At 75.5% G+C, this 15,213-nt stretch carries 12 protein-coding genes; 6 read left to right on the top strand and 6 right to left on the bottom strand.

All coding sequences use genetic code 11. The annotated features are described in order from the left end of the window. From G5C62_RS20260 to G5C62_RS20245, 5 genes are all read right to left on the bottom strand, one after another. A partial coding sequence (locus G5C62_RS20260; RefSeq protein ID WP_164702421.1) for a TIGR03885 family FMN-dependent LLM class oxidoreductase occupies window positions 1–781 on the bottom strand: 781 nt, incomplete at its 3' end. A 47-nt stretch (window positions 782–828) separates the two neighbouring features. Next, window positions 829–2,034, bottom strand: a complete 1,206-nt coding sequence (locus G5C62_RS20255) for a cation:proton antiporter (protein ID WP_164702420.1) — start codon at window positions 2,032–2,034, stop codon at window positions 829–831. Window positions 2,035–2,154: 120 nt separating this feature from the next. Further along, entirely contained in the window at window positions 2,155–3,840 is a 1,686-nt protein-coding gene (locus G5C62_RS20250) for a DASS family sodium-coupled anion symporter (RefSeq protein ID WP_206330750.1), read from the bottom strand. A 44-nt stretch (window positions 3,841–3,884) separates the two neighbouring features. Beyond that, window positions 3,885–4,136, bottom strand: coding sequence for a hypothetical protein (locus tag G5C62_RS28260; RefSeq protein ID WP_241176023.1), 252 nt, complete (start codon window positions 4,134–4,136; stop codon window positions 3,885–3,887). After that, window positions 4,133–5,968 (bottom strand): GTP-binding protein, encoded by a 1,836-nt coding sequence (locus tag G5C62_RS20245; protein WP_241176022.1) that lies wholly within the window; start codon window positions 5,966–5,968, stop codon window positions 4,133–4,135. The genes G5C62_RS28260 and G5C62_RS20245 overlap by 4 nt, the downstream gene beginning before the upstream one ends. Window positions 5,969–6,060: 92 nt before the next feature. Here G5C62_RS20245 and hrpB point away from each other — a divergent pair, with 92 nt between their 5' ends. Genes hrpB through malQ form a run of 5 tightly spaced genes read left to right on the top strand, consistent with a single transcriptional unit; the run spans window position 6,061 to window position 12,979 of the window. Next, window positions 6,061–8,556 (top strand): ATP-dependent helicase HrpB, encoded by a 2,496-nt coding sequence (gene hrpB / locus G5C62_RS20240; protein ID WP_241176021.1) that lies wholly within the window; start codon window positions 6,061–6,063, stop codon window positions 8,554–8,556. A 40-nt stretch (window positions 8,557–8,596) separates the two neighbouring features. Then, window positions 8,597–9,166, top strand: coding sequence for a sugar O-acetyltransferase (locus G5C62_RS20235; RefSeq protein WP_164702419.1), 570 nt, complete (start codon window positions 8,597–8,599; stop codon window positions 9,164–9,166). A 22-nt stretch (window positions 9,167–9,188) separates the two neighbouring features. Further along, window positions 9,189–9,788, top strand: coding sequence for a TetR/AcrR family transcriptional regulator (locus tag G5C62_RS20230; RefSeq protein ID WP_164702418.1), 600 nt, complete (start codon window positions 9,189–9,191; stop codon window positions 9,786–9,788). Continuing rightward, complete coding sequence (locus tag G5C62_RS20225; RefSeq protein ID WP_206330748.1) at window positions 9,785–10,993, top strand: MFS transporter; 1,209 nt, start codon at window positions 9,785–9,787, stop codon at window positions 10,991–10,993. Before G5C62_RS20230 ends, G5C62_RS20225 begins: the two co-directional genes overlap by 4 nt. A 57-nt stretch (window positions 10,994–11,050) precedes the next feature. Then, entirely contained in the window at window positions 11,051–12,979 is a 1,929-nt protein-coding gene (gene malQ / locus G5C62_RS20220; protein ID WP_241176020.1) for a 4-alpha-glucanotransferase, read from the top strand. A 116-nt stretch (window positions 12,980–13,095) separates the two neighbouring features. On the opposite strand, the gene G5C62_RS20215 is transcribed toward malQ, so the two are convergent. Next, window positions 13,096–13,917 carry an alpha/beta fold hydrolase gene (locus tag G5C62_RS20215; RefSeq protein ID WP_164702417.1) on the bottom strand — a complete coding sequence of 274 codons (822 nt, stop codon included), beginning with the start codon at window positions 13,915–13,917 and terminating at the stop codon, window positions 13,096–13,098. Between the two features lie 200 nt (window positions 13,918–14,117). Here G5C62_RS20215 and G5C62_RS20210 point away from each other — a divergent pair, with 200 nt between their 5' ends. Beyond that, complete coding sequence (locus G5C62_RS20210) at window positions 14,118–15,140, top strand: helix-turn-helix domain-containing protein (protein WP_164702416.1); 1,023 nt, start codon at window positions 14,118–14,120, stop codon at window positions 15,138–15,140. Window positions 15,141–15,213: the final 73 nt, after the last annotated feature.

Below are 15,213 nucleotides of genomic sequence, written 5' to 3'. Positions count from 1 at the left end.
GCACGTGCTGGCTGGCCTGGTCGAAGGCGCGGGTGGTGTCCAGGTCCCAGCACAGCGGCGGCGGGAAGACGTTGCTGCGCCACTGGTCGTGCGCGATCGCCACCGCGCGCTCGGCGTCGGGGTCGTAGGAGACGTGCACCTGGATGGTCAGCGTGCCCTGGCCACCGGCGTCCCGGTAGGCGGCGATCACCTCCCGGAGGACGTCGTGCGGCTGGTTGATGGTGACCAGTCCGTCGGCCCACTCGGCGTGCCGGGTGGCGGTCCGCGCCGAGACGGCCGGGGCGATGAGCGCCGGCTGCTGCTCGGGCAGCGTCCAGATCCGGGCCCGGTCGACGGTGACCAGCCCGTCGTGGCTGACCTCCTCGCCGGCCAGCAGGGCCCGGATGATGTCGACGCACTCGCGCAGCCGGGCGTCACGCAGCTCCTTGCGCGGCCAGACGTGCCCGGTGACGTGCTCGTTCATCGCCTCGCCGGAACCGAGGGCCACCCAGAACCGGCCGGGGAACATCGCGCCGAGGGTGGCGATCGCCTGGGCGACGATCACCGGGTGGTACCGCTGGCCGGGGGCGTTCACCGCCCCGAAGGGCAGCCCGGTGGTGGCCAGCGCCGCGCCCAGCCAGGACCAGGCGAACCCGGACTGGCCCTGCCGCTCGTTCCAGGGCTCGAGGTGGTCGGAGCACATGGCGGCGGTGAAGCCGACCTGCTCGGCGTGCTGCACCGCGCGCAGCAGGTCGGTGGGGTGCACCTGCTCGTGGGAGTTGTGGAAGCCGATCACCGTCATGGCGCATGCCTACCGTCACTGGTGATCAACCGCACGGCGAGCGCCGGTCAGCTGCCCGCGGCCCGGCGGTACAGCCGGCGGCCGGGTGCGGAGCTGATCCCGTGCGCGACCGTGCTGGCCGCGACCACCAGGGTCCCGGCCGCCCACAGCCGGGGATCGGTGACGCCGTCCTCCTCGCTGAGGGTCAGGTAGAACAGCGCGCTCACCCCGATCGGCCCGAACCACCCGAGGAAGACGGCGTCCCGCAGCCGCAGCCCCAGCGGGCGGGCCAGCACCAGCAGCACCGGCAGGCGCCGCAGGAGCAGCACGGCCACCGGGAAGAGCACCGCCGCCCAGCCGAGGTCGGCCCACTCCGACCAGGGCAGCAGGATGCCGAGCAGCAGGAACAGCGGGAGCACCAGGTACCGGTTCACGCCCTCGTCGATGGTGTTCTGCGGGCCGACCTCGTCCTGGGCGACGGCGAAGTTGTAGGCCAGCCCGGCGACGAAGACGGCCAGGACGCCATCGGAGTTCGCGATCCGGGCGATGCCGAGCACCGCGACCGCCAGCACCAGCGTGAACACCAGCGACGGGCCCTCGTCGACGTCGGAGCGGCTCATCGCGAAGCTCATGGCGCGGCCGGCGACCAGGCCGGCCACGATCCCGATGACGATGCCGACGACGACCTGGTAGAGGCCGTCGAGGGCGGCGTGCCCGAGGGAGTCGGCGAGCACCAGCGCGATGCCCAGCAGCACCAACGGCAGGGCCAGGCCGTCGTTGGCGCCCGACTCCTCCGACAGCAACTGCCGGGTGCGGGCCGGCAGGTGCTCCTCGGCCGGCTTCCCGGTGACCACGCTGGAGGCGAGCACCGGGTCGGTGGGCGTGATGCAGGCGCCGATGAGCACGGCGAGGGCGACCGGGATGCCGAGCACCAGCCAGGCCAGGCCGGCCGAGAGCGCGGCCATCCCGGCCATCCCCACCGTCACCAGCACCGTCGTCGGGGTGACCACCGCGCGCAGCCGGCGCACCGGGAAGCGCAGCGCCACCCCGATCAGCGAGATCGCGAGCAGCACCCGGGCCATCTCGTGCACCAGGGGCGTGCGGAGCGGGTCGGCCACCTCCACCAGCCCGAGGACCTGCGGGCCCACGACCACCCCGAGCACGAGCGCCAGCAGGGGCTCGCTGAACGGCAGGTCTCGCATCTTGCTGGACAGCGCGGCCAGGGCCACCGCCAGGCTGCCGACCAGCGCGTACCCCAGGTGCAGGTCCTCCACGGTGCCCTCCTCGCCCGGCTCGGACGGCGTGGGACGACGCGCCGGTCACGTGCCCCGGGGCCCCGTGCCCCGCAACCGACGGTCGGGAAACACCGTCCCGGCCGCTGGTCCGGCGGGAGCTCAGAAGGTGATGCCCAGGGCGACCCCGCCGAGGAAGTAGACCGCGGCGGTGATCAGCACGATGCCGATCACGTTGAGGACGACGCCCGCGCGGATCATCTGCCCGATGGTGACGTAGCCCGAGCCGAACACGATCGCGTTGGGCGGGGTGGCCACCGGGAGCATGAACGCGCAGGTGGCGGCCAGCGCGGCGGGCACCAGCAGCACCAGCGGGAAGAGGTCGAGCCCGAGGGCGACCCCACCGAGGACCGGCAGGAAGGCCGCCGCCGTCGCCGTGTTGCTGGTGACCTCGGTGAGCAGCAGGACGATCCCGGCGGTCACGACCACCAGGAGGATGGCCGGCAGCGTCCCCACCGCGCCCACCTGGTTGCCCACGTACTCGTCGAGCCCGCTCGCCTGCACCGCGGCGGCCAGGCTCAGGCCGCCACCGAAGAGCAGCAGCACGCCCCAGGGCAGCTTCTGCGCCTGCTGCCAGTCCAGTGCGGAGACGCCCTCCCGGGCCTTGACCGGGATGAGGAACAGTGCGACGGCCGCGGCGATGGCGATGGTGGCGTCGTCGAGGTTCGCCACGAACGGCAGCACGTCGGTCAGCGCGCCCCAGCCGGTCAGCGGTTGGCGGAACACCCACAGCAGGGCGGTGGTCACGAAGACCACCAGCACGGTCCACTCGCCCCGGGACATGGAGCCGAGCTTCTCGATCTCGGACTGGATCACCTGCCGGCCACCCGGGATCTCCCGCAGGCCGGAGCGGAACGTCAGCTTCGTGAGCACCAGCCAGGCGAGCACCAGGAAGACCGCGGCGAGCGGCAGCCCCATCAGCATCCACTCGCCGAAGCCCAGCTCGATGTCGTAGTTCTGCTCCACGAAGCCGGCGAGGATGAGGTTGGGCGGGGTGCCGATCAGCGTGGCCAGCGAGCCGATGCTGGCCGCGTAGGCGATGCCCAGCATCAGGGCGACGGCGAAGTTGCGGGTGTCGGAGTCCTGGATCAGCTCGGTGACCGCCGGACCGCCGTCGCCAGGAGTGTCGGTGCCGGTCCCGCCGTCGGTGCCGGTGGCCGCCTCCACGGCCTCCGCGTCGGCGCTGCCGGCGGCCACCCGGTCCAGCACGAGCATCAGCACGCTGAGCCCGATGGGCAGCATCAGCACGGTGGTCGCGGTGTTGCTCACCCACATGCTCAGGAAGGCGGTGGCGAGCATGAAGCCGGCGATCAGCCGGGGCGGCTTGGTGCCGACCGCCCGGACGGTGAGCAGCGCGATCCGCCGGTGCAGCTCCCACTTCTGCATGGCCAGGGCGATCATGAAGCCGCCCATGAACAGGAAGATGTTGGGGTTCGCGTAGGGCGCGGTCGCCTCCTCCACCGACAGCACGCCCAGCAGCGGGAAGGCGACGATCGGCACCAGCGCCGTCGCCGGCAGCGGGAGCGCCTCGGTCATCCACCAGATGGCGAGCAGCACGCCGATCGCCGCCGTCGTCCGGCCGGCCGTGCTCAGGGCGTCGTCCTGCCGGAGCAGGAAGTAGACGACGAGCGCGGCGACCGGTCCGCCGATCCGGCCCGCCCACTGCCGGCCGGGTGGGACCGACGTGTCGGTGACGTTCACCTGCTCCCCGCCCCGGCCGGTGGCGGGCCGGCTGCGGTCGGTCACCTCCGCCGCGGGTGCCTGCTGCTGGTCTGCCCGTCGTGCCACGGTGGGTCCTCTCCTCGACGCTCGGCCGGTGCCTCCGGCCCGGGTCAGGCCGGTTGCAGGTCGGCGACGACGGCGGCGGGGGCCGGTTCGTGGCCCAGCGGACGGCGGGTGAACCGGCCGGTGCCGTGCGACACCGACCGCAGCGCACGCGGGTACTCGATCAGCTCCCGCTCCGGCACCTCGGCGTGCACCGTCGTCTCCTCGCGCGTGGGGTCGGCGACGCTACCGGTGACCCGGGCCCGCCGCCCGGCGAGGTCGCCGAGCACCGGGCCGACGTGCTCGGCGGGGACGGTCACCGCCACGGCGCACCAGGGCTCCAGCACTGGGTGCCGGCCGCGGCGGCGAGCTCCCGCAGCGCCAGCGCACCGGCGGCGGAGAACGCTGCGTCGGAGGAGTCGACGGAGTGCGCCTTGCCGTCGACGAGGACGACCTCCACGTCGACCAGCGGGCGGTTCCCGCTGATCCCGCGGGCGGCCTGGGCGCGGACCCCCTTCTCCACACTGGCGTGGAACTGGGTGGGCACCGCCCCGCCGACCACCCGCTGGCTGAAGGTCACCCCGGACCCGGCCGGACCCGGCCGCCCTTCCAGGACGACGACGGCGTACTGCCCGTGCCCGCCGGACTGCTTGACGTGCCGCCCGGTCACGGTGGCCGGACCGGCGAGCGTCTCGACCATCGGCACCTGCACCGGTGGCGTCTGCACGGCGACCCCGTACCGGCCGCGCAGCCGGTCCAGCAGCACCTCGGCGTGCGCGTCGCCCACGCACCACAGCAGCAGCTGCCCGGTGTCCGGCCGCCGCTCCACCCGTACGGCCGGGTCCTCGAGGGCCAGCCGGGCCAGCGCGCCGGCGAGCCGGTCCTCGTCGCTGCGCGAGGCCGCCTCGACGGCCACCGGCAGCTGCGGGTCCGGCAGCGGCCAGGGCCGCACCATCAGCGGGTGCTCCGGGTCGGAGAGGGTGTCCCCGGTCTCCGCGCTGCTCAGCCGGGCCACCGCGCAGAGGTCGCCGGCCGGGCACTCGGCGACCGGCCGCAGCACGCTGCCCAGCACGCTGGCGAGGCCGCCGACCCGCTCGTCGGCGTCGTGGTCGGGGTGTTGCTCGCCCCAGCCGGAGCCGTGGCTGCCCACGTGCACCGGGACGTCGGGGCGCAGGGTGCCGGAGAAGACCCGCACGAGCGAGATCCGGCCGAGGTAGGGGTCGGTCGTCGTCTTCACCACCTCGGCCACGAGCGGCCCGGCCGGGTCGCAGCCCAGGTGCCCGGCCGGTCGACCGTCCGGCCGGGCGACCGCTGGGCACGGGCGCTCCAGCGGCGAGGGGAAGGCGCTCACCAGCAGGTCCAGCAGCTCGGTCACCCCGAGCCCGGTGGGCGGCGCGGCGCACAGCACCGGGTGGAAGTCGCCGCGGGCGACCGCCGTCTCCAGGTCCGCGATCAGGTCGGCGACCCCGATCGGTTCACCGGCGAGGTAGCGGTCCATCAGCGTCTCGTCCTCGCTCTCGGCGATCACCCCCTCGATCAGCTCGGCGCGCAGCCGGTCGCGCTCCGGGTTCCCGGGCAGTGGTTCCAGCAGGGAGGTGAGCGCGCCGTCGTCGCCCAGCACGTGCAACGGGTGCACCCCGGCGCCGAGCAGCTCCCGGCAGCTGCGCACGACCGCCGGGACGTCGGCCCGCGGCCGGTCGACCTGGGTGACCACGACCGCCCGCGGCAGCGTGACGGCGGCGCACTCGTCCCACAGCTGCACGGTGGCGGCGTCCACCCCGGCCACGGCGGAGACGACGACCAGCGCGGCGTCCGCGGCCCGCAGCGCGGCCCGCAGCTCACCCACGAAGTCCGGGGCACCCGGGGTGTCCAGCAGGGTGACCCGGTGGCCGGCGTGCTCGACCGTGGCCGCGGCCAGCGAGACCGAGTGCTGGAGCCGGACCTCCACCTCCTCGGTGTCCAGGCAGGTGGTGCCCTCCTCCACCCGGCCGACGCGGGGCAGCGCCCCGGCAGCCACCAGCAACGCCTCGGCCAGGGTGGTCTTCCCGGCTCCGGCGCGGCCGACCAGCGCCACGTTGCGCACCTGCTCGGGCGGGCGGGTTGCCGGTGCACCCGCGCCGGTTCGGTTGCTGCTGCCGCTGTGCGTCGCCACGCAGACCTCCGGACGTCGTCGTCCCAGGTGCCCACCCTGGCCCCGGAGGCCGACCCGGACAAGTCCTGGGCGCGTCCGGGTGCGCACCGCAGGTGAGACTGACCGTCGTGCTGCCGCCGTCGGGGACGCCCGGGACCGACCTGCCGGTCCGCTCGGTGCTGCCCGCCCTGGACGCGGCGCTGACCGCCGCCGGTGCCGCGGTGCTGGTCGCCCCGCCGGGCACGGGCAAGACCACGCTGGTGCCGCTGGCGCTGGCCGGTCGGCTGCCCGGCCGGGTGCTGGTGGCCGAGCCCCGGCGGGTGGCCGCCCGGGCCGCGGCCCGCCGGATGGCGTCGCTCCTGGGCGAACCGGTGGGCCGTTCGGTGGGCTACAGCGTGCGCGGTGACAGCCGGCGCAGCGACGCCACCCGCGTCGAGGTGGTCACCACCGGCCTGCTGGTGCGCCGGCTGCAGACCGACCCGGAGCTGCCCGGGGTGTCGGCCGTGGTGCTCGACGAGTGCCACGAACGGCAGCTGGACACCGACCTCGCGCTGGCCTTCACCCTCGACGTCCGGGCCGCGCTGCGCCCGGAGTTGGAGCTGCTGGCCATGTCGGCGACCGCGCAGGCGGGCCGGCTGGCCGAGCTGATGGGCGGGCCAGCGCCGGTGGTCGAGGCGACCGGCTCGCTGCACGAGGTGGAGCCGGTCTGGTGCCCGCCGAGCCCGCCGGTGGCCCCGCCGCACGGCGCCGCCGTGGACCCCCGGCTGCTGGCCGCGGTCGCCGACACCGTGCGCCGGGCGCTGGTCGAGGGCCCTGGCGACGTGCTGGTCTTCCTTCCCGGTGCCGCCGAGATCGGCCGGGTCGCCGGGCTGCTGAGCGGGGTGGACGCCGACGTCCGGCCGCTGCACGGGCGATTGCCGCCCGACCAGCAGGACGCCGCGCTCACCCCGGGCTCCCGGCGCCGGGTGGTGCTGTCGACCGACGTCGCCGAGACCAGCCTGACCGTGCCCGGGGTGCGCACCGTGGTCGACGCCGGTCTGGCGCGGGTGCCGCGGTTCGACGTGGCCCGCGGGATGGGCGCGCTGGTCACCGTCCGGGTCTCCCGCGCCTCGGCGGTGCAGCGGGCCGGGCGGGCCGGGCGGGAGGCGCCCGGGCGGGTGTACCGGCTGTGGTCGGCCGCCGAGCACGACCGGCTGCCCGCCTCGGGCGAACCGGAGATCGCCCTGGCCGACCTGACCGGGCTGGCGTTGGAGCTGGCGGTCTGGGGCGCCCCGGACGGCGCCGGCCTGGCGCTGCCGGACGCACCGCCGGAGGCCGCGTTCACCGTCGCCCGGTCGACGCTGCGCCAGCTGGGCGCGGTGGACGACGACGGCCGGGTCACCCCGCGAGGCCGGGCGCTGACCGCGATCGGGGCGCACCCGCGACTGGCCCGGGCGCTGCTCGACGGCGCCGCACAGGTGGGCCGGCGGCGCGCGGCGGAGGTCGTGGCGCTGCTGTCGGCCGACGTCGCGCCGCGCTCCGACGACCTGGTCGCCGAGTGGCGGGCGCTGCGCGGTCAGTCCGGCGGACCGGCGGCCCGCTGGCGGGAGGAGGTGGCGCGGCTGTCCCGGGCCGCGCCGGCGGCGCCGGACACGGGCCTGCCGGACGACGCCGCCGCGGGGCTGCTCGTCGGGCTGGCGCACCCGGAGTGGCTGGCCCGCCGCCGTCCCGGCACCGGACGCACCTACCTGCTGGCGGCCGGCACCGGCGCGGAGCTGGCGCCCGGCACCGCACTGTCCGGCGCCGGCTGGCTGGCCGTGGCCGCCGCCGACCGCGCGCCGGGGCGGCGCGACGCCCGGGTGCGCGCCGCGGTCGCGGTGGACGAGGAGACCGCCCTGGCGGCCGGTGCGGCCGCCCACGTCGACGGGCCGGAGGTGACCTGGCGGGACGGCGACGTCCGGGCGGCCCGGGTCGAGCGACTGGGCGCGATCGTGCTCGCCGAGCGCCCGCTGCCCGACCCGGACCCGGCGGCGGTGACCGCGGCGCTCGCCGAGGGCCTGCGCCGGGACGGGCTGGCCCTGCTGACCTGGACGCCCGCCGCCCGGGCGCTGCGCGAACGGCTGGCCGCCGCGCACGCCGGGCTGGGCGAGCCGTGGCCGGCCGTGGACGACGGGTCGCTGCTCGCCGCGCTGGCCGACGGGGCGGCGCTGTCCGGCGCCCGCAGCCGCCGGGACCTGGCCCGGGTCGACCTGGTCGCGGCGTTGCGCGGACTGCTGCCCTGGCAGCTGGCCGGGCGGCTCGACGAGCTGGTGCCCGAACGGGTCGAGGTGCCCACCGGCTCCAACGTGCGGATCGACTACACCGACCCCACGGTGCCGACCCTGTCGGTGCGGGTGCAGGAGGTGTTCGGCTGGGCGGCGGCACCGGTCGTGGCGGGCCGGCCGCTGCGCCTGCAGCTGCTCTCCCCCGCGTCCCGGGTGGTCGCGACGACCGCGGACCTGGCCGGCTTCTGGGTCACCGGGTACCCGGCGGTCCGCAGCGAGCTGCGCGGCCGCTACCCCCGGCACCCGTGGCCGGAGGACCCGGCCACGGCCGTCCCGACCCGACGGGCCAAGCCGCGCGGGACATGACTGTGTACGGACGTACACAGCGATGTGTACGCTCGTACACATGACGGACGACCCGCGCTCGATGCGCGACCGGATGCTGGCCGGCGACCCGTACATCGCCGACGACCCGCAGCTGGCGGCCGAGAGCACCCGGGCGCAGTCGCTCACCCACCGCTACAACACGATGGACCCCACCGACGGGGCCGCCCGGCGTGCCGTGCTCGAGGAGCTGCTCGGCGCCTTCGGCCCGGGCAGCGAGATCCGCGCACCGTTCCATTGCGACTACGGCCAGCAGACCACGGTCGGCGCGCGGACCTTCGCCAACTTCGGGCTGGTCTGCCTCGACGTCGCCCGGATCACCATCGGCGACGACGTGCAGATGGGCCCGAACGTCCAGCTGCTCACCGCGACCCACCCGCTGGAGCCCGGCCCGCGCCGGGACAAGTGGGAGTCCGCCGAGCCGATCGTCGTCGAGGACAACGTGTGGCTCGGCGGCGGTGTGATCGTCTGCCCCGGCGTCACGATCGGCGCGAACACGGTGGTCGGCGCCGGCTCCGTGGTCACCCGGGACCTGCCCGCCGACGTCGTCGCCGTCGGCAGCCCGGCCCGCGTCGTCCGACCGCTGCCGTGACCGGCGCCCCCGGCCCGCTCCGGTGAGGGCCGCCCCTGCGTCCGAGGCGGGTGACCGGCCGGTGCGGCGGCACGACCCCGACCGGCGGCAGCGGATCGTCGAGGCGACCGTGGACGTCATCGCCGAGCACGGCGTCGCGGGCACCACCCACCGGCTGATCGCCGCGGCCGCCGACGTCCCGCTGGGCTCGCTGACCTACCACTTCACCGGCCTCGACGACCTGCGCGCGCAGGCCTTCGCCCTGCACGCCGAGCGGATGGCGGTCAAGTACGAGGCGCACTTCGCCGAGGTCGCCAGCACCGCGGACGTCGTCGACGCCGTCACCGAGCTGGTACACGCCGACGCCGACGCCGACGACCGCGACTGGGCGGTGGCCTACGAGCTCTTCCTCGCTGCGCTGCGCGACCCGGCGCTGCGGTCGGTCACCGAGTCCTGGATGCGCCGCAGCCGCGGGGTGCTCGAGCGGTTCGTCGACCCGACCACCTCACGGGGGCTCGACGCGCTGGTCGAGGGCCTGGTCATGCACAAGGTCCTCTCCACCCGGCCGGTCTCCCGCGCCGAGACCCACGAGATCATCGCCCGGGCCGTGCGGCCCACCGACTCCCAGGAGCTCCCGCGTTGATCAGCACCGACGTCCGCCGGTCACCCGACCCGGCCCGGGTGACCACCGCCATGCGGGCGGTCTACGTCGCCTTCATCGGCGCGGGGTTCGCCTTCGCCAGCTGGGCCAGCCGGATCCCACAGGTCCGCGACCGGCTCGACCTCGACCCGGCCGCGCTGGGCCTGGTGCTGCTGGCCATCGCGGCCGGGTCGGTGATCGCCCTGCCGCTGGCCGGCACCCTCATCGGGCGGATCGGCTCGCGCGCGACGGTGATCGTCATGGCCCTCGTGCTCGCCGCGGCGATGGGCGTCATCGCCATCGGCTCGGCCACCTCGGTGGCGGTGCTGACGGCCGGGCTGTTCGTCATGGGCCTGTCCAACGGCGCCTGGGACGTCGGGATGAACGTCCAGGGCGCTGTCGTCGAGCGGCACCTGGGCCGGGTCGTCATGTCCCGCTTCCACGCCGGCTTCAGCCTGGGCACGGTCATCGGGGCGCTCCTGGGGACGGCGATGGTCGCCCTCGACGTGCCGGTGCCGGTCCACCTGGCCGGGGTCGCCGTGCTGGTCGCGGTGGTCGTGCCGGTCACCACGCGGGGGTTCGTCCCCGACGTCGACACCGACCCCGACGGGCTCCCGGCCGAGCGGGTCAGCGCGCTGGACGCCTGGCGCGAGCCGCGCACGCTGGTGATCGGGGTGGTCGTGCTGGCCTTCTCCTTCGCCGAGGGCACCGCCAACGACTGGCTGGCGGTCGCGCTGATCGACGACCACGGCACGTCGGCGACGGCCGGCACGCTCGGGTTCGCGCTGTTCCTCACCGCGATGACCCTGGCCCGCTGGTTCGGCGGCTCGCTGCTGGACCGGTACGGCCGGGTCCCGGTGATCCGGCTGCTGGCCGGGCTGGCCGTCGTCGGCCTGCTGCTGTTCGTGTTCGGGTCCCCGCCGGTCGCCTTCCTCGGCGCCCTGCTCTGGGGTGCCGGCGCCTCGCTCGGCTTCCCGACGGGGATGAGCGCCGCGGCCGACGACCCGGCGCGAGCGGCCGCCCGGGTCAGCGTCGTCGCCTCCATCGGCTACTGCGCCTTCCTGGCCGGGCCGCCGCTGATCGGGCTGCTCGGGCAGCAGGTGACCGTGCTGCGCGCGCTCGTCGTCGTCGCCGTCCTGCTGGGTGTGGCCGTGCTGGTCGCCGACTCGCTGCGCCCGCCGGTCCGGACGCCGGCGGACCGGGTGTGACCACCTCCGCAGCCACCCCACTCGGCAGAGCCGGCCCCGACCGGTGAGGATCGGGGGGTGACGAGCTCCGCCCCGAACCCCGTGACCGGCGCCCCGACGACGGACGCATGGGGCATCGACGCCAGCTGGCTCGACGCCCTCGACGAGGAACACACGATCGCGCAGCCGACCATCGACCGGCTGCGGGAGGTGATCGGCACCCCGCCCGAGGACCTCCTCGACCGCGCGCCGATCGTCGCCCGGCCCGGGGACGCCCTGGAGGTCGACCGCGCCGACGTCGAGTGCGAGGACGGGCAGACCCGCCAGGTCGACGGCGAGCTCCCCGAGGACTTCCCGCTCGGCTACCACCGGCTGCGCACCCCCGACGGCCGGGAGCGGCGGTTGATCGTCTCCCCCGGGCGCTGCTGGCTGCCCGAGGGATGGCGCGCCTGGGGCTGGGCGGTGCAGCTGTACGCCACCCGGGGCCGCGAGAGCTGGGGCATCGGCGACCTCGGTGACCTGCGCACCGTGCGCGAGTTCGCCCAGGCGCAGGGCGCGGGATTCGTGCTGGTCAACCCGCTGCACGCGGTCGCCCCGACCCCCGGCCAGGAGGACAGCCCCTACCTGCCGGCCACCCGCCGCTTCCGCAACCCGGTGTACCTGCGGGTCCCCGAGGTGCCCGGCGCCGACGCGGTCGACATCGAGGCCGACGCCGGCCGGGCGCTGAACGACGGCGAGCTCATCGACCGTGACGCCATCTGGGCGCTCAAGCGCCGGGTGCTCCAGCGGGTCTTCGACGCCGGGGTCGACGAGGGGCCCTTCCGCGACTGGTGGTGGCACCAGGGGCAGCCGCTGATGGACTGGGCCACCTGGTGCGCGCTCGCCGACGAGCACGGCCCGGACTGGCACACCTGGCCCGAGCCGCTCCGCGACCCCCGCGGCGCCGCCGTGGCCGACTTCGTGACCGCTCACGAGCGGGAGATCGCCTTCCACGCCTGGCTGCAGTGGCTGCTCGACGTCCAGCTGCGGGCGGCCACCGAGGGCACCACCGTGATCCAAGACCTGCCGATCGGGGTGGCCGGCGGCGGCGCGGACGCCTGGGCCTGGCAGGACGTGCTGGCCCAGGGCGTGAGCGTCGGCGCCCCGCCGGACGCCTTCAACAGCCAGGGCCAGGACTGGGGCTCCCCGCCGCTGGTGCCCTGGCGGCTGCAGGCCGCCGACTACGAGCCGTTCATCCAGTCGATCCGGGCGACCATGGCCGGCGCGGGCGGCCTGCGGGTCGACCACGTGATGGGTCTGTTCCGGCTGTGGTGGGTGCCGTCGGACGGTGGTGCCGCCGAGGGCGCCTACGTCCGCTACCCGCACGAGGACCTGCTGGACATCGTCGCCCTGGAGAGCCACCGGGCGCAGGCCATCGTCGTCGGCGAGGACCTGGGCACCGTCGAGGACGGCGTCCGCGAGGCGATGGCCGAGCACGGGATCCTGTCCTACCGGCTGCTGTGGTTCGAGGACGACGAGCCCGCGCAGTGGCCCGCCGAGGCGATGGCCGCGATCACCACCCACGACCTGCCGACGGTCGCCGGGCTGTGGGCCGGCTCCGACCTGGCCGAGCAGCGGGAACGCGGGCTGGGCACCGAGGAGGAACTGCTGCGCGGCCGCACCTCGCTGCTCGGGCACCTGGGCTTCATCGCCGAGGACGCCACCCCGGCCGAGGCGGTCGAGGCGGCCCACCGGCAGCTGGCCACGGCGCCGTCGACCCTGCTGTCGGCGACGCTGGACGACGCACTCGCCGAGGAGCGCCGGCCCAACATGCCCGGCGCGAACGACCGGCCCAACTGGTGCCTGCCGCTGCCGGTGCCCACCGAGGAGCTGGCCGCGCACCCCGGCGTCCAGGCCGTCGCCGGGGTGCTGGGCGCAGGGCTGCACCCGGTCACCACCAAGGGCAAGGTCAAGAGCGGCAAGCGGAGCAAGAGCACCGGCAGGAGCACCCGGACCAAGCACAGGTGAGCACCTCGCCCCGCATCGTGGGTCGAGACCGGGCTGGTGGCTGCCTGCGCCATCGCGAGGCAGCCACCAGCCCGTGGTGATCACCCCCGGGGTGCCGACACGCACCCCGGCCGCCGTCAGCTCCGGATGAACTCCAGCAGGTCGGCGTTGATCGTGGCCGCCTCGGTGGTCGGCATGCCGTGCGGGAAGCCGGCGTAGGTCTTCAGCGTCCCGTTCGGCAGCAGCTCGACGGACAGCGGCGCGGAGTCCTCGTAGGGCACGACCTGGTCGTCGTCACCGTGCATGACCAGCACCGGGACCGTGATCTTCTTCAGGTCGTCGGTGAAGTCGGTCTGGGAGAACGCGACGACGCCGTCGTGGTGGGCCTTGGCGCCGCCCATCATCCCCTGCCGCCACCAGTTGGCGATGACGGCTTCCTGCGGCTCCACCCCGGGCCGGTTGAAGCCGTAGAACGGCCCGGCGGGCAGGTCGCGGTAGAAGTTCGAGCGGTTGGTGGCCACCTGCTCCTGGATGCCGTCGAAGACGCTCTTCGGCAGCCCGCCCGGGTTGGCGTCGGTCTGCACCATGATGGGCGGCACCGCGCTGATCAGCACCGCCTTGGCGACGCGGTCCTGGCCGTGCCGGGCGATGTGGTGCACCACCTCGCCACCGCCGGTCGAGTGCCCCACGTGCACCGCGTCGCGCAGGTCCAGGTGGGCGGTGAGCGCCGCCAGGTCGTCGGCGTAGTGGTCCATGTCGTGCCCGTCGCTCGTCTGGGTCGAGCGACCGTGGCCCCGGCGGTCGTGGGCGATCACCCGGTACCCGTGCTGCACGAAGAACATCAGCTGGGCGTCCCAGTCGTCCGACGAGAGCGGCCAGCCGTGGCTGAACACGATCGGCTGACCGGTCCCCCAGTCCTTGTAGTAGGTCTCGATGCCGTCGTGGTCCAGGACGGGCATGGCGTCTCCTCCGTGGGTGCTGCGGGTGTTGGCGCTGAGCACGCTAGGGACGACGCCACCGCGGGACTGTGCCCTCGGCGCCCGGTGCTGGCCCCTGCGTGCCGACCACCCGGGACGGACGCCCTTCCCCGCAGTCGGTCGGACCGGCAGGATGTCGGTGCTCGCGGCAGCGTCGCCGACCACCCGCACGGGGAGGCGCGATGGTCACGCTCCTGGACAGCCGACAGCTCACCGGCGCCGACCGCCGTCCGGCCGCCGTCGTCGCGCGGCTGCAGGCCGGGATGAGCTCCCGGGTGTGGCTGCGCGAGCCGACGGCACCGGTGCAGGTGCGCCTGGACGCCTGGCAGCTCGGCGGCCTGCCGGTGCTGCGCGCCGACGTGGTGGGCCCCTTGGCCGTCAGCCGCCGCCGGCAGCCGCCGGACACCCCGCCGGTGGTGTCGTTCTACGTCCAGGAGCGCGGCACCGGCCGGCACGAGCAGGGCGGCCGGCGACGTGCCCTGACCCCCGGCACCCTCGCGGTCACCGACGTGACCTCCCCCTACTCCTTCTCCTGGGGCGACGCCGAGGGCGCGGGCCGGGCCCTGCAGATCCCGGTCGCCCGGCTCGGGCTGTCGGTGGACGTCGTGCGCCGGGCGGCACCGCACGTGGCGGACAGCCCGCTGTACGAGCTGGTCCGGGCGCACGTCGCCCAGGTGACCCGGGACGCCGAGAGGTTGACCGCAGACCCGGGGTGGCCGGCGCTGTCGGTGGCCACCGTGGAGCTGGCTCGGGCCCTGGTCATCTCCGCGGCGGATGCGGACGGCAGGACCTGCACCGTGCCGGGCGAGACCCTGCTGACCGGGATCCGCACCTGGGTCGACCAGCACCTGACCGACCCCGACCTCGACGCCGCCCGCATCGCGGCCGAGCACGCGATCAGCGTCCGCCAGCTCTACCGGCTGTGCTCGGCAGCCGGGTTCAGCCTGGAGCAGTGGGTCATCGACCAGCGCCTGGAAGGCGCCCGAGCCGAGCTGGCGCGGCCCGGCGGCCGGCCGATCGCCGCGGTCGCCCGGTCATGGGGGTTCGGCGACCCGTCGCACTTCAGCCGCCGGTTCCGCGCTGCCTTCGGGACGACGCCCCGGGAGTGGCGCGACCAGCGACCACCCCCGGCGACGTCCCCGCCCGCCGACGCCGGGCGTCCTCCCGCAGCTGCCGGCGGCTCGGCGTCCCGTCGGGGTTGGTGAGCGCCAGCCAGTCGTCCTTCTGCCGCCACAGCAGGGCGCCGGCCAGGGGGAGGCCCAGCGGCACGACGTACCC

Source organism: Modestobacter sp. KNN46-3 (assembly GCF_011039295.1).
Note: the sequence above shows the minus strand (reverse complement) of the source record. Positions and strands in the feature narration are given on the sequence as shown.